The organism is Candidatus Zixiibacteriota bacterium (assembly GCA_016933955.1).
Classification (GTDB): Bacteria; Zixibacteria; MSB-5A5; order GN15; family PGXB01; genus JAFGTT01.
Genome location: JAFGTT010000019.1, coordinates 1 through 19,396, shown reverse-complemented (window position 1 = coordinate 19,396; position 19,396 = coordinate 1). Strand labels below are relative to the sequence as shown.

16 protein-coding genes are annotated in these 19,396 nt (G+C 50.4%); 5 read left to right on the top strand and 11 right to left on the bottom strand.

What is annotated here, in order from left to right; all coding sequences use genetic code 11:
- Positions 1-8: 8 nt before the first annotated feature.
- Positions 9-725: a hypothetical protein gene (locus JXQ28_06725; protein MBN2277423.1), complete on the bottom strand. Its 717-nt coding sequence runs from the start codon at positions 723-725 to the stop codon at positions 9-11.
- A complete protein-coding gene (locus JXQ28_06720; GenBank protein MBN2277422.1) occupies positions 722-2,182 on the bottom strand; it encodes a trimethylamine methyltransferase family protein in 1,461 nt (486 codons plus the stop codon). The genes JXQ28_06725 and JXQ28_06720 overlap by 4 nt, the downstream gene beginning before the upstream one ends.
- A 219-nt stretch (positions 2,183-2,401) precedes the next feature.
- On the opposite strand from JXQ28_06720, the gene JXQ28_06715 reads away from it, so the two are divergent.
- Complete coding sequence (locus JXQ28_06715; GenBank protein MBN2277421.1) at positions 2,402-3,580, top strand: hypothetical protein; 1,179 nt, start codon at positions 2,402-2,404, stop codon at positions 3,578-3,580.
- A 75-nt stretch (positions 3,581-3,655) separates the two neighbouring features.
- Here the strand turns inward: JXQ28_06715 and JXQ28_06710 are convergent, their stop codons facing one another.
- The 5 genes from JXQ28_06710 to JXQ28_06690 form a co-directional block, all read right to left on the bottom strand.
- A complete protein-coding gene (locus tag JXQ28_06710) occupies positions 3,656-5,023 on the bottom strand; it encodes an MmgE/PrpD family protein (GenBank protein MBN2277420.1) in 1,368 nt (455 codons plus the stop codon).
- A 1-nt stretch (position 5,024) separates the two neighbouring features.
- Complete coding sequence (locus tag JXQ28_06705; protein ID MBN2277419.1) at positions 5,025-6,311, bottom strand: MFS transporter; 1,287 nt, start codon at positions 6,309-6,311, stop codon at positions 5,025-5,027.
- Between the two features lie 15 nt (positions 6,312-6,326).
- Positions 6,327-8,312, bottom strand: a complete 1,986-nt coding sequence (gene lysF / locus JXQ28_06700) for a homoaconitase (protein ID MBN2277418.1) — start codon at positions 8,310-8,312, stop codon at positions 6,327-6,329.
- Positions 8,313-8,540: 228 nt separating this feature from the next.
- Positions 8,541-10,295 (bottom strand): fibronectin type III domain-containing protein, encoded by a 1,755-nt coding sequence (locus JXQ28_06695; protein MBN2277417.1) that lies wholly within the window; start codon positions 10,293-10,295, stop codon positions 8,541-8,543.
- 316 nt (positions 10,296-10,611) lie between these two features.
- The gene (locus tag JXQ28_06690) at positions 10,612-11,802 is read right to left on the bottom strand and encodes a hypothetical protein (GenBank protein MBN2277416.1); all 1,191 of its coding nucleotides are present in this window, start codon (positions 11,800-11,802) and stop codon (positions 10,612-10,614) included.
- A 460-nt stretch (positions 11,803-12,262) separates the two neighbouring features.
- Between JXQ28_06690 and JXQ28_06685 the strand changes: the two genes are divergently transcribed.
- Both JXQ28_06685 and queG read left to right on the top strand, forming a co-directional pair.
- Positions 12,263-13,501, top strand: a complete 1,239-nt coding sequence (locus JXQ28_06685) for a serpin family protein (protein ID MBN2277415.1) — start codon at positions 12,263-12,265, stop codon at positions 13,499-13,501.
- A 104-nt stretch (positions 13,502-13,605) separates the two neighbouring features.
- Positions 13,606-14,553: a tRNA epoxyqueuosine(34) reductase QueG gene (gene queG, locus JXQ28_06680; GenBank protein ID MBN2277414.1), complete on the top strand. Its 948-nt coding sequence runs from the start codon at positions 13,606-13,608 to the stop codon at positions 14,551-14,553.
- Between the two features lie 7 nt (positions 14,554-14,560).
- On the opposite strand, the gene lepB is transcribed toward queG, so the two are convergent.
- The 4 genes from lepB to JXQ28_06660 form a co-directional block, all read right to left on the bottom strand.
- The gene (gene lepB / locus JXQ28_06675) at positions 14,561-15,259 is read right to left on the bottom strand and encodes a signal peptidase I (GenBank protein ID MBN2277413.1); all 699 of its coding nucleotides are present in this window, start codon (positions 15,257-15,259) and stop codon (positions 14,561-14,563) included.
- Positions 15,260-15,291: 32 nt separating this feature from the next.
- The gene (gene rseP, locus JXQ28_06670; GenBank protein ID MBN2277412.1) at positions 15,292-16,332 is read right to left on the bottom strand and encodes an RIP metalloprotease RseP; all 1,041 of its coding nucleotides are present in this window, start codon (positions 16,330-16,332) and stop codon (positions 15,292-15,294) included.
- Between the two features lie 4 nt (positions 16,333-16,336).
- On the bottom strand, positions 16,337-17,488 hold the full coding sequence (locus JXQ28_06665) for a 1-deoxy-D-xylulose-5-phosphate reductoisomerase (GenBank protein MBN2277411.1): 1,152 nt from the start codon (positions 17,486-17,488) through the stop codon (positions 16,337-16,339).
- A gap of 69 nt (positions 17,489-17,557) precedes the next feature.
- Entirely contained in the window at positions 17,558-18,172 is a 615-nt protein-coding gene (locus JXQ28_06660) for a peptidylprolyl isomerase (GenBank protein ID MBN2277410.1), read from the bottom strand.
- A 445-nt stretch (positions 18,173-18,617) separates the two neighbouring features.
- Here JXQ28_06660 and JXQ28_06655 point away from each other — a divergent pair, with 445 nt between their 5' ends.
- Together JXQ28_06655 and JXQ28_06650 are read left to right on the top strand one after the other, a co-directional pair.
- Positions 18,618-19,166, top strand: coding sequence for a hypothetical protein (locus JXQ28_06655; GenBank protein ID MBN2277409.1), 549 nt, complete (start codon positions 18,618-18,620; stop codon positions 19,164-19,166).
- Positions 19,159-19,396: hypothetical protein (locus JXQ28_06650; GenBank protein MBN2277408.1), on the top strand; the 238-nt coding region annotated here is incomplete at its 3' end. The genes JXQ28_06655 and JXQ28_06650, both read left to right, overlap by 8 nt.

Sequence of the window (19,396 nt, the reverse complement as noted above, 5' to 3'; positions counted from 1 at the left end):
CGGTTTCCTCAGCCCCGGCCCATAATGGTCCTGATTCTTTCCCGGCAACCCATATCGCGGCACTGATTACAGAAATCGTAGGTGATTTCGAAATCATGTATATCCGGCGGGCCAACCAGGATCACCCCGGAGATGGACTTGAGCGGTTTCATCAGGTACGAATGATTAAGATAAATCCCGATTTCATTGGGATAGAGGTATTCGAACAATTTTTTCTGCCCGCTGATATGCCAGCCGCAGTAACCGGGGCTGTAGCGCACGGCGACATGGTTGGGCGAAGTCATCCGGTTGTTGATCAGGTCATCAAGGTATTTCCGTTCGGCGATTTTCCCGGCCAGTTCGGTCGCCTCGGAAGCCGCCGCATCGAGCATCGCCCCCAGAGCAAAATCATTATCGCGGAAAAGCTGTTCGATTCTGGTGGAAAGATTCTCGCCGACCGTAATGGCGAAAAGGGCCAGATGATCGGCATGGGGGAAAATTTCGGCTACCGGCGTCTCTTTTTCATTCTTCCCCTCGCCCCGGTAAACCTGATCGAAATGGGCCGGTGAGATATCCGAAATGATGGCATTGGCATCGCAAAGTCCCAGAAAAATATTAATGGCATCATCAGCCAGTTTTTCAATTCTGGGTGAGGTACCGTTGTTTTTCGGGACACCCTGGGCCGCAAGAACCGCGGAATGATCCGGTTTTATATTGTTCGGTTCGAATTTGGTTATCTGTCTCATAATTCTATTGGCGGTAATTTTGTAAACCCATACCGCCGGGCTTCTTCTTCCATCAACCGAACCAGTTCTTTCTTTATATCTCTATCGAGCCGGGATGGTTCATATCTATTGACAAGTTTTTCGACTTCTTTTCGGGCCTTTTCACCGAGGGTCAGCGAACCTTCTTTAAGCCATCGGGCGCGATTGGCCCGCTCGATAACCGGTCCCGGCTGGAAATGTTCCTCTTTAAGATATTTACGCGTATGTTTCGAAATCAGTAAATGTTGTTCTTTCAATAATTCCTCAAACCGGGGGATTGCCGGAAAATCCTCTTTTGGCTCAATCCCGGCCAGAATACGGTAAACCATGCCGCAGATTTCATTATCCACCACCAGTTTTTCGAGGCTGAAGCAATTCTCGAAATCGAGCATCCCGGGGCCGGAAATATGATTTATCCCCGCCAGACCCGCCAGAACAGCCCCCATCGAGGTCTCCAACCCGGCCTGAGCATCCAGATGTTTGGCATCGCTCAAGGCGATATAAGCCTGAGTCGGAATTTTAAGATATTTTCCGATCTCGCCGTAGGCACAATCGATCATCTCGGTCTCCGGGGCGCCCATCGGGGTGGTTTCATAGCGGATATCGAAAATTCCCGGCGAACCGCCATAAAGAACCGGTGTCCCGGGATTGGCGGTCTGGCTGATAACCAGGCCGCTCAGGGTTTCGGCCGTATGCTGGACCAGGGTCCCAACCAGGGTCACCGGGGCGATAAACCCGGCCATCGGCATAGCCACTAATTCAACCGGAATTTTATACCGGGCGCAATCGAGCAGGTTTTGCGAGGTGACATCACTCCATTTGAGCGGCGAAGTCGGGCAAGCCGAAAAGATGGTCAGCGGTTTAGCCGCCAGTTCTTTCTCCGAGCCGCGCACGGTCACCTGCAGGTTTTTCATCAATTTGAACGACTCGATGGTGAAGGTGCCGGTGACCACCGGTTTCTCGCAGTAAAGCAGGCTTAAAAACAGCCGGTAACTGTCAGCGATTTTTTCATGGACATCGGACGGCACCATAGCTGTGCTCTGGGAATGCAGATATTCCAGTTGACCGATTATTTTGGCGAATTTGATATAGTCGGCCGAAGTTGCCCAGCGCGATTCATGAGCCCCGCTGTCAAGCATATAAACAGCCGATGAGCCGGGAGTGAAATGAACCTTATCTCCGGAAATATCGACCGCCTTGAGACCCAGAACATCATAGAGCGTAATCGAGTCCGGTGTCGTCCCCAGGGCGCGGTCGATAAGAGCCGGGGTGAAGCGGACCAGGCGTTCGGAAATATCGACGGTGGCACCATTGTCGGCCAGTAATGAGAGAACTCTATCATTGTGAATGGTCACACCCAGTTGACAGAGAATATCCCTGGCTTCGGAGATAATCCGTTCGATCAGGCTGTCATCCAGAAATCTGACCCGCGGCCTCATTTGTATCCCCCGTAAAGACTATTGTCCGATATTTAATAATAACAATCTAATAATTATTATACAACCTAATCCTCAAAGGAACATGGGACCATATCCGAATAAATATTTCATTTTGTATCTTGCCGGATGATGTTTTTTTGATTAAAATCGCGCCAATATGAGGCGGAATATGAGATTTACCGGAAAAACAGACAATTCCCTGATGCCCAAGAGGTCTATATGTTAGGCAAATCAATTTCGGTGATATGGCTTCTGGCCCTGGCGGCAATTATCAGCCGGAATACATCGGCCGAATCCAAAATCGGCCCGTTTGAATTTAAAAGTCAGGACGGCAACAGCAGTCTGAGAATCCAGCTTATCGGCCAACTCAAAATGGAATATGAAAACAAGGACAATGACCCGAGTAATGAGCGGTCCGATAAGGTTTATATGGAAGCGCGGCGGCTCAGGCTGATTCTGTCGGGAATACTCGGTTCGCCTGATCTGACCTACCGGACCCATCTCAGCTTCGCCCCCAAGTCGCTGGAGTTGATGGATCTTTATTTGAATTATCGCTTCAATGACAATTTGCAGTTCCGGGCCGGGCAGTACAAAGTCCCGTTTACCAATTACAGGATGCAGTCATTCAGCCGGTTGATTTACCCTGATTGGGCCGTTGTTTCCAAGTATTTCGGAGGCGAGCGCCAGATGGGTCTAATGGTTCACAACGGTTATACCAGCCCGCCCGAATGGGCTTATGCCGCCGGTGTTTTCACCGGGGTTAATGCCCGCGCTTCTCATGGAATCGGGGTTCCGCTGGTTTATAACCAAGACCGTCCCAATCCCTCGGATTTGGCCAATTCCGCCTCACGGGCCGATTTCCATCCCGAGCTGTTTTTAAATTTATCTTATAACGCCAACGGTATTAATGTGAAAAGCAACGCCGATAAGGAAGGCGGCGGTTTGCGATACAGCCTGGGAATAAGCGGCGGCTGGGATATCGAGCTGACCGAACACCAGGATTTTTCGATTCGACTGGCCCCGGAACTGCTGGTGAAATATCATGGGGCATCGTTTCTGGTTATCGGCTATGCCGGTTTTGTGGATATGGGTCATCCGCCCCTGACAAGATTGGGCATGACCGGTTTACTGCTTCAAGCAGCTTATACGATTAATCCCCGGCTGGACATTTCAATCCGTTACGCCCGGGTGGATTTCAAAAGCGATCTGGCGCGAGACGCTTACGAATCCACCGGGAAAGTGCTCGATCGGGAGGTCGAGATCGGTGCCGGACTCAATTATGAAATAATCGGGGGCTATCTGGAATTGCAGAATGATCTCACCTGGTACGGTCATACCCGTAACGGCGATACCTGGAAAGATATCAGCCTTCGAACCCAACTGCAAATCAATATCTGATCAAAGATAATAGGGAATAATATGGTGCCGGATTGTTTATATGGTCCGGCACCTTTCAATTGTACTTATGTGAAATCAGACAATCAGACTTTTCAAAAACTCGCCGGCCGGAATCTTTTCACATGAAAAAATCATATCCTTGATCTGCTTTTGCCGTTCCGGTGATAATAATCCGGCCGAAAGACCGTTGAATTTCGATTCCAGATCCTCGATGGTCATCGGTTCCCGTGGGTCACCCTTGGGATATTCAAGATATTCCCAGTATTCACGGTTGTCATTGGTTCTCACGGCGACTTTTGAAGGCTGTTTGGCCGGAAACATTTTCTCGAATTCCTGCGAGGCCTCGCCCTTGATTTTATCGATCACCTCCCAGATCCGCTTATCTTTCAATTTTTCTTCGGAAAACGACCGGGTCGAGATTCCGTGATCGACCAAACAGCAGGCGACGCAATAGGGCAATGAATGATCGGCGGTTTCACGCGATTCGGGGCGGTACTTATGGGGATCGAAGAGAATATCGCAGGCGCGGGCAATGGTAGTGATAGTAACGCTTTCTATTTGATCGTAGGTGATGTTATTCCCCCGTACGACCTTCAGGGTGGCGGAAAGATGGGTATGGGTCAGAGCCTCGGTCGGAAAGGCTTTCATTCCGCATTCAAGTATTTTGAATTTCTTGCCGAGATTTCCGACCAACTTATCGAGTGCCCATTCGGGTCCGAAAACATCCATCAGACCTTCTTTCCCCTCGAAAACTTTCTCTGTGCCGGTGTATCCCTTGCGGGCCATCAGGGCGGCGAAGACACCGGACTGGACAGCCATTGGATCAACCGTATTTTTCATCATGGTCAACTGCCCCGCCGTAGGACACCCGATGGTATGGTTGTGGGAACCATTGATGCCGATGGCATGAACCATCTGATCGACCGTGAGACCGAGCAGTTTACCGGCCACTATGGGCGAGACAAACTGGGTCAGGGTGGCATGGTGCCACTTGCGTTCCCGGACACCCGGGACGGCGAATTCGCACAACCTCTGCTCGAATTCATAGGCCAGGACAATGGCGACGATAACATCTTTCATTGATTTCGCCGTCAGTTCCCCGGCCGAGAGAGCGGCCGGAATCAGGTCGGAGGGGTGGGAAGGGTCTTCCTTCCAATAGATATCGTTGAAATCGAGAGCGCGAATCATCAGGGAATTAACCAGGGTGGCGTTGACCGCCGGGATACGGTCACCATAGCCGATAACGGTGGCCTGGCCGGTCCCGGCCATTTCCAGGTAAATATCCCGGAGAATTTTCACATCCCTGGTATGATAGCCGCCATAGGCGCAACCGACGGAGTCGTACAGGTATCGCTTGACTTCAGTGACGACGTTTTCGGGTAAATCCTCATATTTGAGACCAACCGCGAATTCGGCGATTTGCCGGGATATTGACTTGTCCATGTTATTCCTCTTTCGATTCGGTATTATTATTATTATTTATCTCGCACGCCAAAAATTCTCGAAAATGTTTATCAAAAGCCATGACTATATTCACACCGGCCATAGCCAGGCCGCAGATAATAAAGATCAGCGGGATATTATTGTCAAGTATCTCGGAGACGGCTCCGGCCAGGCCCATCCCGATCGGCATAAGCCCGCCGGTGATGGTTCCCAAAAGACCAAACACCCGTCCCCGGATTTCACCCGGAGTCATAACCTGAAGGACGGTAATAATATTGATATTGATTACTCCGGTCATAATTCCCATTATCAAAAAAAGCAAAAGGGAAAAAAACCTGTTACCGGAAATACCAAGCAGGGCAAAATCCAGACTGAGCAAAATCAGGAACAGAATCAACAGAAGACTCCTTGTTTTGCCGGCGATCTTCAACATTCCGGCCAGCGCATAACCGATCAGCGATCCGGCCCCGAGGGCGGCAATCATAAAACCGAACCAGTCTGACGTGGTTTTCAGGTGATCTTCGACATAGAACGGGAGCAGTACAACTACCGGGGATATCAGGAAATTGAGGACGGCGGCTGTCAGAAACACGGTTTTCATTCCCCGGTTCCTCCAGACATAATCAAACCCGACGGCGGTATCGGTAAGGAATTTTCTCATGATTGGTTTGAAACCGGGGGTTTTCTCGGGAATGTTTTGTGGAATGATAATAAACATTTCGCTTATTGCGGAAAAAAGGTATGTCAGACCATCGATCAAAAAAAGTACCGGTGCCCCCAGGACGCGGTACAAGACTCCCCCGGCCCCCTGACCCAGAAGTGACGAAATCTGAAAGGAGGATTGATTCATCGAATTGGCCGCGGCCACTTTATCGGTCGGGACCAGATCGGGAATGGCGGCCGTAATCGCGGGACGGAAAAAAGCGCTGACGGTTCCAACCAGAATCCCGGCCACGAATAACCAGACAACGGCCAGGGATATATTTTCGGGAGAACATAACAGCAATCCGGCCAGTGAAAGAACGGCCAGACCGCAGATAATATCACTGGCGATTATAATTTTGCGGCGTGAGAAATTGTCGGCCACGGTCCCGCCGATCGGCCCCAGAAGTACTCCCGGCAACATCGAAAGCATCATCAGGGTACCCATCAGTCCTGCCGACCCGGTGGCATGTTTCAGCCAGAACATCATGGCAATACCATGCACCTGGTTGCCGAGCTGGCTGACCAGTTGCCCCTGCCAGAGAAGGAAAAAATTCCTATTCAGAAGCCTGATCGGCTGATTCACAAATGACAACCCGCCCTATTCCCCGCCGGCCCGGAGTTTCTCTTTGACCCAGTTTTCCAAACCGCCGATAACAATCAATTCCTGGGCGGCCGCCCCGACCGGATCGATGGAGTATGACTTTCCGTGGGCGTTCAAGATCGACATCCTGAAATCAATACTGCAGTTGATTCCGGTCCGGACGGTCAACTGCGAGGTCCCGAATTTCTGCTTCAGGTCGGTTACCAGATCGGGCGCCTCGATGACCAGAAAACCATTATTGATGGCATTGCGTTTGTACGTCTCCGAGAACGATCCGGCCAGGACCAATCTTATACCGCGGTATTTCAGAGCCGTGGCGGCCTGCTCGCGCGAGGAACCGCTTCCAAAGGTGAAGCCGCCAACCAGAATATCGCCTTTTTTGACGATTTTCCCGAACTGCGGATCATAATTTTCCATCACCACGCGCGCCTGTTGTTCGGGAGTGAAATCGTCGATATAGGTATATTTACCGGGATAGATGCCATCAGTGTTGAGATTATCCTGGTGACAGAAAATCAATTCCCCCTCGACAATATCCGGGAAACCATCGATAATGCTGACCAGCCCCGGTTTGCTTTCGGGCTTCTTATTGATGGTTATTTCACCGTTCAGGGGAATTTGACCGAATTCTCCGGGTAGCGTGATTTTCCCTGCGATTGCCGAGGCGGCGACCACGGCCGGTGAGGCCAGATAGGCCTCGGCGCTCCGGGAACCCATCCGTCCTTTAAAGTTGCGGTTGGTGGCTGAGATGCCCACTTCGCCGTCATTAAGGGTTCCCCGGCCCAGGCCAATACAGGTCCCGCATCCGGGCGGTAGTTCGATTGCCCCGGCCTCGATCAAAGTCTGCCAGTCGCCCCGTTTTTCAGCTTCGGCCTGGACCTCCGATGATGCCGCGGCGATATAAAACTCGACCCCATCGGCAACCCGGTGACCTTTCACCACGGCCGCGGCCTGGGCGATATCCTCGACCCGGCTGTTGACGCACGAGATCAAATAAGCCTTGTGAATCCTGACATTCTTCTTATCCATCTCGGCCGCCGAGGTCATCACTTTGACCGTGTTGGGGCCGGAGATATACGGCTGAACCGTGGCCAGGTCAAGGGTCAGTCTGCGGGCGTAGAACGCATCGGTATCGGCCTTTAAATTCTCGGCCCGAAGAGCATGAATACGGTCGGGGTTCATCCGGGGATGAAATTCGCCGCCATCGGCATCGGACGGGACCCGGGCCGGACCGCGTTTGACAATATATTCGGCGCGATTCTCAAGCCATTGGCAGGTCCGCTCATCAATCGGAAACACCCCGGCCAGCGCCCCCCATTCGGTAGTCATATTGGCGATAGTCAGCCGCTGATCGATCGATAGCCCGGCGACCCCGTCACCGGTGAACTCGAGGACGTGGTTGAGGACCTCATCCTTGTTGAAAAACCCGCACAGGGTGATAATGACATCTTTGCCGGTTACTCCCGGCCGAAGTTGCCCTTTTAATTCCACCAGCGCCACCGGCGGGACCTGCCACCAGGTGCGCCCGGTGGCCCAGATAGCGGCGGCATCGGTTCGCACTACCGGGGTGCCCAGACAGCCCAGGCCGCCGTACATATTGGAATGGCTGTCCGAGGCGACCGCCATGGTACCCGGCCAGGCGTAGCCTTCCTCGCACATGATCTGGTGGCCGATACCGCGTCCGGCGGGATAAAAATCGACCCCCATCTCCTTTGCAAAGGCCTCGATTTTGGAGTATTTGGCCAGGTTTTCCTCGGATTTGTTCTGGATATCATGGTCGAGGGTAAAAACCACCTGCCGAGGGTTGGCGATTCTGGCGGCGCCGATTCCTTTGAATTTGGGGATTACCGCGCCGGTGTTGTCGTGAGTCATGACATGACCCGGTTTGATGGACAAATAATCGCCGGAGTGGACGATATGGTTTGGTTCGAGTCCGACGGCATGTTTCCGGGCTATTTTTTCGATCAGATTTTGTCCCGCCATATAAGCACCTGTTTTTAAAAAGGGTATTGATTTTCAAGCATATTCAACGCCCAATTATACGGCACTTTGACCCGAAAAGCAAAGGGGGAAAAAGGGGGGCTTTTCCGATTATTGACAAGATTCCGCATATAAAAAATCCCCGGCGCCATATCACGGCGGCGGGGATATTTCGAGGTGTCGGGCTCCGGGTTAACCGGAGGTTTACACTTTTATCCGATCATCGGCACATCAACCGATAATCATTTCATTCCTGTGACCCAATATACCTCGCGGTCTTAACAACCCATCCTCAATATCGAAATCCTGCAGAAAACCAAGGTCGTTGATTTTCGCCGGGGGCATCAGATCGGCCGGAAGACCGCCAGCCACATTCGATAATCCGGACCAGTTGCCGGCCTCATCGACCACCTTGATAGCGAAATAATAGGTCTGGTTGGGATTGAGATTGCCGATCGCAAACGATTCGGTAGTTCCCGATGTCTGCGGTGAAGGTTCGCCGCTGACCTGCGAGGCCAGATCCCAGTTCTGGAGAGTGATCGGCGTGATGGCGTAGCGGATATCGTACTGCGAGGCGGTTCCGACAGTACCATCATCACCGGTGGCTGTCCAGGTCAGGATGATTTCGCCGTTGTCATTACCTGCCGAAGCGACCAGGTTGGAAATAGCCGTCGGAAGGGTATTATCGCGGGTTGTGAATGATTGCACCGCGCTCCATGCGCCCGAACCGCAGGCGTTATTGGAGCGGACCCGCCAGTAATAGGTGGTGGCTTCGGCCAGTCCCGAGAGAGTATATGCCGACCCGGAGGTCAGAATATCCGTCACCAGCGAGGAGAAATCGGACTGGTCATCGACCTGGAGACGGTACTGCAGGATAGAGGCCACATCGGTCCAGTCGAGCGCGATCGGCAAAGTAACATTGACAGCCCCATCGGCCGGTGAGGCCAGCGACGGCGGATCGAGGAGCGGACAGACGGTGGTGAAACTCCGGACAGAACTCCAGTCACCCCAGCCGACATCATTATGGGCGGCCACCCGCCAGTAGCAGGTTAATCCATCGTCAAGCCCGGAGGCGGCGAAGGTGACAGTGGTGATAGTAGTGTCGATAATAATGCTGCCGAAATCGGCATTATCATCGAGCTGGACCCGGTACATATCGGCCTCGCCGACATCCACCCAGCTGAGATCGACCGGCTGGACAAGATCGATCACACCATTATCCGGCCCGATAACCAGAGGTGCATCGGGCACGGTCGGTTCTTCCTCAGTCGTGGCCGAGGCGATATTCGATAATCCCGACCAGTTGGGGACTTCGTCGGCCGTCTTGAGGGCAAAATAGTAAGTCGTCCCGGCATCGAGACCGGTGACAATAAAAGTTTGTGGTGTCCCGGCCGTCTGGGGCGATGGTTCGCCGCTTGCCTGAAGGGCGGCATCCCAGTTGGCCGAGGTGATCGTTGCCGTGGAATAACGAATATCATACTGGGATGCGGTTCCGGATGAACCATCATCGCCCGGTGCCAGCCAGCCCAGCGTGATAGTGGCTTGGGTGGGTGTTCCCGCTACCAGCGTAGATACATCCCCGGGCGGAGTATCCTCGGGAAGAGTCGAGCGGGCAATAACGTTGGACAGCTCCGACCAGTTGGGAATCTCATCGGCGGTCTTGATCGCAAAATAATAGGATGTCCCCGGCTGTAATCCGGTGACTTCAAAAGTCTCGGCCGATCCGGCCGGTTGTGGCGATGGTTCGCCGTTAGCCTGTTCGGCGCTGTTCCAGTTGTCTTCGGTGATCGGTTCCAGCGAATAACGGAGATCGTATTCGGCGGCGGTTCCGATATCATCATCATCGCCCGGCGCGGTCCAGGTCAGGGTCACCGAGGTCGGTGAGGTGGCCGGGGCCGATCCGGTCAATAGACACAGAAATAGAGGCAGATAAATAGCCAATAGCCATAATCCGCCCCGCGGCTTCAATTCATTAAACCCCATCAAAATGTTCCCCCTGTCAGTTAGCATTTTCGGTTTGAGGGCAGAGGGGTGTAATACAAATGGTATGCCCGAAGACAAGAATAGAATTAATCCCTTTAACCCCATGATAATGGCCGTTTACAAGAAACGGTAAGGCCCGAAAAACGCACAGGAAAGCGGTTGAATTTCCGCGCAATGGTCAGATTTTGAACAGGTATGCCAAAAATATTCCGGAATAATGATCATGGTTTGAACGGCGGCCGGATTGAATATAGTAATTCTCTGAAAAGAGCAAAAAAAAAGCCCCCGTTAGCCGGGGGCTTTAAAATCCAGAAAAATATTAGTAATTGAATATGAAGGATGTTTGAACCCGAACGTCGTCATATGATTCGGTGACATCGGCGCTCATCTTATAGTCGGTTTCCCAGAAGGACACCTCGAGACCGAGGGTAACATTCGGAACCAGGCTGTAACGGATGTTGCCGAAATAGGCGGTATTTTTGGAACGGGTGTTGTTACCCAGGTCTTTATCATCGGGATCATCGACACCGACACCGCCGCTGAATTTGACTTTGGGAATCGGCGTAAACCAGGCACTTCCCCAGCCGCCGAAGGAATTGACTCCATCGACCGTGCTGTTGTTGAGAATGCCGCCGAAATAACTGCCGAGGTTGGAGCCGGAATAAACCTCGCCGGCCAGCCCATAGCCCGAATTGGAAGAAATCATCAGGTGGCCGTTGACACCCCAGCTGTTATAGGTTTCTGAATTGCCCATATTGGTCTCGGCTTTTAATTCGCCCCACAGACCGGAAACACCGGTTCTGATCGACCAGTCCGACGATTCGTGTTTGATATCCAACATTCCCTGGAAGGTCGGGATTCCGGCATCGGTACCGTCATCGGCGCCTTCGGTTTCCTCGCCCAGAGCCAGAGAGAAAGTCGGCGTGAGATTGCTTCCGATCGTCCGGAAGAATCCGCCCGCGACTGTGACATTGGTTCCTGATCCGGCCGGCATGGTGTACCACATGCTGACCTGAGGACGGCGATAACCGATATTACCGACGCCCCAGAGAACCGGGTAATTCAGGGTCGAGGGATTGAGGGGACTGACAATATCCCAGCTCTGACCGGCCAGCAGTTTGAACTGACCCGAAATCACCTCGAAATAGGCGTGGCGCAGTTGAAGCATCGCCTTGTTCTCGGCGACTCCGCCGGTGACACTGGCATAAAGATCGAACTCGATTTTGGCATTGACATTGATATTCCCGTAATTCTTACCTTTCAGATTAATACCAAGACGAGTTTCATTGGCGGTCATATTGAACTGCTCGTCGTTGTCATCGTACTCCTGCTGATTTACCCACATCACGAAATTACCATGACTGGTTTCATTCTGATCGTAGGCACCATCCAGCTTGAAGTACCCGTAGACATTGACATCAAAAGACGGTTTCTGGTCGGCGGTCGCAAGCGCAAAAGCGGCCAGGACAAGGCCGATCACCAGAGCTGTCAGTTTGAAAGTGGTTTTCATGGGGTTTCTCCCTGTTGATGGATGATTATTAATTTAATTTTGATTCCCAATTTTGTTTGAACCCTCTTTCTATCCATTGAAAAGATGTTGATATTATTTATGTTATCGACAGGATTACACCGGGCTTTACAGACTCGGAACAAAATCATGGAGTTGGAGAGTGAACTTTTTTTTACAACAGAATCAGGTCAGCCGCGTCATGAATAAGGTAAATCCGGAGATTTAGGCATTAATAGCAGGAATTAAATAAATTCCCTGATGATATTACGGATTCACTGTCCGAACTCCTTCGGGGTCTATGTAAGTCATTGAATTGTATTAACATAACTAAGCGTCATAATCGTGAGACCAGGGTCATCGGGATTTCTTCTAAAGGGCGGATTGATTATTTTATAGAAATAAGGCGCTTGTGACATTAGATTAATATTGTCATATTCGAATAAATAATCAGGAGGGTTTTATGTTTTATTTCAGAAAAATGACAGTTTTCCTGCTTCTGGGGGTCGGTTTGGTTCTGGTAAGTTGTTCCAAAAATCCCTCGGAATCCGGTAAACCGGATATCCCGCAGAATCTGGGCGAAACGGAAAAAGCCCTGGCCGAATCCGGTAATGCCTTTGCCTTCAATTTGCTGGAAGTAATCAATGCCGGTGAAGAAAACAACAATCTTTTTATTTCCCCTTTATCGATATCCTATGCTCTGGGAATGGCCTACAACGGCGCGGCCGGCGATACCCGCGATTCCATCGCCGCGGTTCTGCAGGTTTTGGGAATGGAGTCGGAAGAATTCAATCAATCTTATTATAACCTGATGAGTTTTCTAATTGGGGTTGACTCCCAGGTACAAATGTCGATTGCCAATTCCATGTGGCCCCGGATGGGATTCATTCTTCTCGAGGATTTCGTCAGCACCAACCAGAAGTATTTTGCGGCCGAAATTGAACCGCTGGATTTCGATGATCCGGAGGCCGCCGATATCATTAACCGGTGGGTGGCAGAGAAAACCAATGATAAAATCGAATCCATCGTGACACCTCCAATCAGCCCTGAGACTATTCTCTTTCTGATTAATGCCGTATATTTCAAAGGTACCTGGACTTTCCGGTTTGACCCCGAATATACTCAGGAAGCACCATTTTATGCTTACAACGGTTCCGAAGTATCGTGTCAGATGATGTCTCAAAAGTGCAGTCTCGATGTTTTTTTGGGTGACGACTTCGTGATGGCAGAGATTCCGTATAATCTGGGGGCATTTAATATGACGGTTCTGCTCCCGAATCCCGGGGTGGATATCAATGAATTTGTCGGCCGAATCAATTGCGACAATTGGAAATCATGGCAGGGGCAGCTTTCTCTGAATGAAGTCAATTTATGGATGCCTCGTTTCCAGGTCGAGACGGAATATTCTCTCGAGAAACCCCTTAGTGATCTGGGAATGGGAATCGCTTTTTTGCCATATACCGCAGATTTTTCCGGAATAACCGGAAATAGGGATATTTATATTTCCCGCGTGAAACATAAAGGATTTATCGAGGTCAACGAGGAAGGGACGGAAGCCGCGGCGGTGACCAGTATTGAATTCGGGAATACTTCGGATGGACCCCAGATGACCATCATCCGGTTGAATCGCCCATTCGTGTACATCATTCACGAGGTTAACTCCGGGGCGATTTTATTCATGGGCAAACTCATGGAACCGTAAAGCCGGGTAATTCCTAACAACAGCGGCCGCGATATTGCATTCCGGATCGCGGCCGTTTTTTGTTTTGCTTGGACCGGGGCGGCTGACAGGCTATATTCTGACTGATGAAGAACGCGAAAATCCTTATATCAGTTGAAATAAAGGAAATTGCCAAAAGACTCGGGGCTGATGCAGTTGGTATTGCCCCGGTTAATCCGGTCAGCGTCAAAGATGCATATTTAACCTGGCTGTCGCGCGGTTATCATGGGGAAATGGCCTATCTGGCCCGATATCAGGAGGAACGTTTCGATCCGGGACGGCTTTTGCCGGGCGCGCAGTCGATAATCGTGACGGGATTCAATTATTGTCCGGATGAAAACAATTACCGAATGATAAAAGGCCCATACCGGGTGGCCCGGTATGCCTGGGGGAATGATTACCACCGGATTATTCGCCAAATGCTGGAGAAACTTCGCGCCCGTCTGAGACTCATTGTTCCCGATCTGAAAGGCCGGATATGCGTCGACACGGCTCCATTCATGGATAAATACTGGGCGTCACAGGCCGGATTGGGGTGGCCGGGTAAACATACCAACCTGGTCTCGACTACTTATGGAAGCTGGCTTCTTCTGGGCAGTCTGGTTATCGATATCGCCATCGATGAATACGATCATCCTTCGGACGATCATTGCGGACGATGTACCGCCTGTATCGAGGCCTGCCCGACAGGGGCCATTACCGCCCCGTACTGCCTTGATGCCACCCGATGTATCAGCTATCAAACCATTGAGAATAAATCCGACACCATACCCGAAAACATCGCCTTATTGTCTAAAGGTTGGGTATTCGGTTGTGATATTTGTCTGGAAGTCTGCCCCTTCAACCGGTTTCAAAAACCAAGGCATCAAAAGGAGTTGACCCGGCGGGAAGAAATCGGAATGGTCGAAACCGGGGCGGTTACAAACATGACGGAAGGCGAATTCGATCTCAAATTCGCTTCTTCTCCCCTTCGGCGTCCCGGTCTGAAAGGATTGCTGCGTAATATCCGGGCAACCCGGATATCAGGGGAATGACCGCCGGTCAGTGGATGAGCGTGAAAAGCCGCTCCCAGCGGACCCTCTCGGGAAGATGGATAACATTATACATGAATAACCGTGGCACCGACATCGGATCGGCCACGGACACTTCCGGAGAATCGGCATCGGGTTCCCATGACCAGTGAATCAGCAGGGCTTTACCCAGAATAAGATTCTTATGAACGGCGTACCAGAAGCGCGAGTCATAGGAATTATCCCGGTTGTCGCCCATCATAAAATAGCAATCCTTGGGGACGACATAGGGACCCCAGTTGTCACGGGAATTTTGTCCCGGCCCGGGGCGGGGCTGGATAGTCCCGGTAAATTTGGCCTCGGGCGGGTTGGGGAAAATTTTGCCATCGACATATAAGACTTTATCGATAATCTCCACGGTCTGGCCCTCGGCGGCGACACAGCGTTTAATATAATTGGTCACCCCGTCGCCGGGCCATTTGAAAATAACCACATCCCCGGGTTCGGGATTCCTGATCTCGGGCAAACGCCAGTTGATCAGGGGAATACGGGCACCGTAGATAAATTTATTAGCAATCAGGAAATCGCCGACCAGCAGGGTATCCTCCATGGAGGCCGAAGGTATCTTATAAGCTTCAACAATCGAGGTTTTGATAATAACGGCCAGAACGATGGCGATTAAAAGCGATTTAATGTTTTCCCAGGCAACATCGAAAATATCTTTTTTCATCGAAACATCCTGTCTTTGTCCGCTCCCCCGTTTTAACGGGTGATATCGTTAAAAGTCACAAAAATCACCAGAATCAGAATAAAAGCAATGCCTACCTGCTGGGCGATTAACCGCGCCTTGATAGAAAGCGGCGAGCCTTTCAGTTTTTCCACCAGCAGAAACAGCAGGTGTCCGCCGTCGAAAACCGGAATCGGCAGGACATTGAGGACGGCCAGGTTGATGGAGAGCAGGGCTAAAAATTCCAGGAGGACATCGAAGCCGGCCCGGGCCGTGGCCCCGGCCAGTTTACCGATCAGGATGGGGCCGCCGATTTCGCGGGCATCAACCTGGCGGCTTAGCAACCCCCAAACGAATTCAAAAACCATCCTGACATAGACCACTGACTGCTCGAAACCGGCGCCCAGGGCGGTAAAAACACCATATTTCCGATAAACCGCCTGACTGCCGATACCGATCATGCCGACCTCGGCCGAATCGCCCGAGACCAGTTCCACCTTGTTCCGGTAGGTTACCAGGGTATCGGTGAAAACCCGGTTGTCCCGTTCCCAGGAAATCTCGACCGGTTGTTCCACTTTCTTATAGACAATATCCGCCATCTCGCGGAAACTGGTAACCCTGACCCCATCGACACTTAGAATTTTATCCCCGGTCCGGATACCGGCGGCGGCGGCCGGGCTGTCGGGCGCCACCTGGCCGATGAAAACGGCCTGGATTTCCTTACCACGGACCATATACAAACCCGTCAGAACCAGTACGGCCAGGACGAAATTCATGAACGGTCCGGCAAAGATCACCATGAATCTTTTCCAGACCGGTTTTGACATGAATTCATATGGTTCGCCGCGAGCATCATCATCGGGATTCTCGCCGGCCATTTTAACATAGCCACCCAGCGGAATTGCGCCGATGGCATATTCTGTTTCGCCCCACTTCCTGGAAATAATTTTGGGCGGAAAACCAAGAGAAAATTTATCGACCCTGATACCGGCCCATTTGGCAACCAGGAAATGACCCAGTTCATGAATAAAAACCAGCACGCCAAGGACGAAGACCGTTGCCAGGATTGTAGTCAAAATATCACCCCACCTGTTTTATTGCAGTATCTCTGGCCCATCGGTCGGCCTCAAGGATATCATCGAGCGATGGGTTTTTGATCGGTTCATGTTTATTTACAGTATTAATAACTATTTCGGGAATTTTAACGAATTCAACAGCGCTATTCAAGAATGCCTCGACTGCGATCTCATTGGCGGCATTATATACCGCCGGGACCGTCCCGCCCCGCGCGGCCACATCGAAAGCCAGTTTGAGAAGCGGGAATTTCTGATAATCGGGCGGATAAAATTCAAGTTTTCCGGCGGCCATCAGGTCCAGACGCCCATTGGCGCTGGGGAGACGTTCCGGGAAGAAGATGGCGTAGGCAATCGGCAGACGCATATCCGGGTTGGACATCTGGGCTATTATCGAGGAATCGACAAATTCGACCATGGAATGGATTATCGACTGGGGATGGATGACCACCTCGATTTTCTCCGCCGGTATATCGAAAAGGCGCATGGCCTCGATGATTTCCAGCCCTTTATTCATCATGGTCGCCGAATCAATCGTTATTTTGGGGCCCATGTTCCAGGTCGGATGGTGAAGGGCCTGTTCGCGGGTGATGTCTTTAAACTTATCCAGAGGCAAATCGCGAAACGGCCCGCCGGAACCGGTCAGGATAATTTTTTTAACTTCCCGTTTACGCCCGGAACACAAAGCTTGCCAGATGGCCGAATGTTCCGAATCGACCGGAACGATCTCGGCCCTTGATTTGGAAGCCACCCGATTAATCAGCTCGCCGCCGATCACCATTGATTCCTTGTTGGCCAGGGCCAGCCGTTTACCGGAATGAACGATATCCAGCGAGGCTTTCAGTCCGGCCGCCCCAACGATGGCATTGAGAATGACATCGGCCTCGGGCAAACCGGTCAGAAACCTGATCCCTTCGGAGAAATCAAGGAGACGGGTTTCCGGGTAATTAAACGACCGGGCCAGCTTGTCATAGGCCCGCGGCTCGGTTACGGCCACATATTTGGGATGGAACCGGCGGATTTGTTCGGCCAGAAGATCGATATTGGCATGAACCGACAGGCCGACAATTTCGATCCGGTCGGTGTGTCGCGACGCCACATCAAGCGCCGAGCGACCGATTGAGCCGGTTGAACCCAGTATGACGAGTCTTTTTTTCACAATTTATATAACGACCGGCCCGATGACCGGTTCCGTATTATTTTCGCTTTGATCGGCCCCGATTAAAACTTATTCCGTGGCCTTCTTAACCGGCGTGATATCTTTGATCACGTACATTTTCCGGATATAGACATCCTTGACCGGTTTATCCATGGCGCCGGTCTCGACCTTGCCGATTTTGTGCAGGGTATCGAAGCCATCCATGAGCATCCCGAAATTGGTATACTGGCCATCCAGATGAGGCGCCGGAGCGAGACAGATAAAGAACTGGCTCCCCGCCGAATTAGGATCCTGGGAACGAGCCATCGAGAGCGAACCCTCGACATGCTTGATTTTATTGAACTCGGCCGGAAGGGTATAGCCCGGGCCGCCGGTGCCGTTGCCTTTGGGATCGCCGCCCTGGATCATGAAACCGTCGATAATCCGGTGGAAAATCAGGCCGTCGTAGAAACCCTTTTTCACCAGTGACAGCATGCTGTCGACATGGATCGGGGCGACATCGCGGAACAGCTCCAGTTTCATGGTTCCGAAATCGGTTTCGATAGCTATTTCAGGGTTATCGGGTTGGCGTTTTTTGTATTCGCTCACTTTTTTATCCTTGGTGGGTTGATCTTTTTTGTCCTGGGCTAAAACCGCGGGCATAAGGAATAACAGGGCCAGGGTGATAATGCCAAGTTTTTTCATAATGACTTTTTCCTCCGTTTCGTTGTTAAACTTATTAATATATCTCCTTCTTATACCGCTGTCAAACCTCAAATTTCTGGGTATTTTCAAGTATTTTCACATATTTAATTTATTTTTCAAAAAAGATTGACATTTGCCAAATACTTTTTCATGTTGTTAGTGGAGCTTAGGAAGGCCTCTTTGGAGGAGTTTCATCTGCCTCTAACAATCACAGCAAAAAGCCCCGCCCTCAAAGGGAGATTCCGGGGCTTTTTAAATTCTATGGGGTTGTGGAATATCATGACAATTTACCCTTCGATTTCAGCTAAATGCGTTGAGAATTATCTATCGCCCATCCAGGTGAGATTTAAACCGAGTCGTTGTTAAAATTTTTGTTGATTTGAAATATAATGTGATTTATGTAAATGGTAACTTGCCTATATAATACATGTAAAGAGGAGGAGTGGTGGATATCCGTTCAGTTGGCGTTTATTTAATAATGAAAAGGATTAAAGATTTCTGCATAGATTCCTTTTCTGACAGGCTATTTCTTCAAAAGGTTATATATTTACTTCAGTTATTTGGTATAGATTTTCGCCTACGTTATGATTGGTATTTAAGAGGGCCATATTCTAAAGAATTGACATCATTGGCATATGAAATCGATTCGCGTAAGAATGAATACCTGGAAATGACCAAGAATGCTGAATTAAGAGACGATGTTCTCGAGAGAATAGTAAAACTGGAGAATGTTTTACAAAAAAGACCTCAGTCCCTGGATGGCGCAAGATGGCTAGAACTTCTTAGTTCAATACATTATCTAAAACATATCTCATCTTCAAATCCGGCAAGTGTAACGTCTGACAATATAGAGGAGATCTTAAAAAAAGCCGGTAAATCCAACTATAATTCAGAAGAAATAGAATCTGCCTGGGAACAATTAAACAATTTGGGGCTTATTGGAAAAATCCGTCTAAATAAAATATCAAAACGATATAATCCTGAAAATGACTAAAAACGATTTTAATAATAAAATCATCACAGACAGCGTTCATGGATCAATTGGCATATCTGCATTAGAGCAAGAAATAATCAATACACAGACTTTTCAAAGATTAAAAAAAATCAAGCATTTGGGTTTGGCAAGCTTTGTGTTCCCGGCGGCTGAACATACGCGTTTTACTCATTCTATAGGCGTTTTGCATATAATGTCAAAAATGATTGAAAGGTTATGCGAAGAAGGAT

Excerpts from the sequence above, each read along its gene's own strand:
- JXQ28_06725 (MBN2277423.1), bottom strand. The coding sequence starts at position 725 with ATGAGACAGATAACCAAATTCGAACCGAACAATATAAAACCGGATCAT.
- JXQ28_06720 (MBN2277422.1), bottom strand. The coding sequence starts at position 2,182 with ATGAGGCCGCGGGTCAGATTTCTGGATGACAGCCTGATCGAACGGATT.
- JXQ28_06715 (MBN2277421.1), top strand. The coding sequence starts at position 2,402 with ATGTTAGGCAAATCAATTTCGGTGATATGGCTTCTGGCCCTGGCGGCA.
- JXQ28_06710 (MBN2277420.1), bottom strand. The coding sequence starts at position 5,023 with ATGGACAAGTCAATATCCCGGCAAATCGCCGAATTCGCGGTTGGTCTC.
- lysF (MBN2277418.1), bottom strand. The coding sequence starts at position 8,312 with ATGGCGGGACAAAATCTGATCGAAAAAATAGCCCGGAAACATGCCGTC.
- JXQ28_06690 (MBN2277416.1), bottom strand. The coding sequence starts at position 11,802 with ATGAAAACCACTTTCAAACTGACAGCTCTGGTGATCGGCCTTGTCCTG.
- JXQ28_06685 (MBN2277415.1), top strand. The coding sequence starts at position 12,263 with ATGTTTTATTTCAGAAAAATGACAGTTTTCCTGCTTCTGGGGGTCGGT.
- queG (MBN2277414.1), top strand. The coding sequence starts at position 13,606 with ATGAAGAACGCGAAAATCCTTATATCAGTTGAAATAAAGGAAATTGCC.
- lepB (MBN2277413.1), bottom strand. The coding sequence starts at position 15,259 with ATGAAAAAAGATATTTTCGATGTTGCCTGGGAAAACATTAAATCGCTT.
- JXQ28_06660 (MBN2277410.1), bottom strand. The coding sequence starts at position 18,172 with ATGAAAAAACTTGGCATTATCACCCTGGCCCTGTTATTCCTTATGCCC.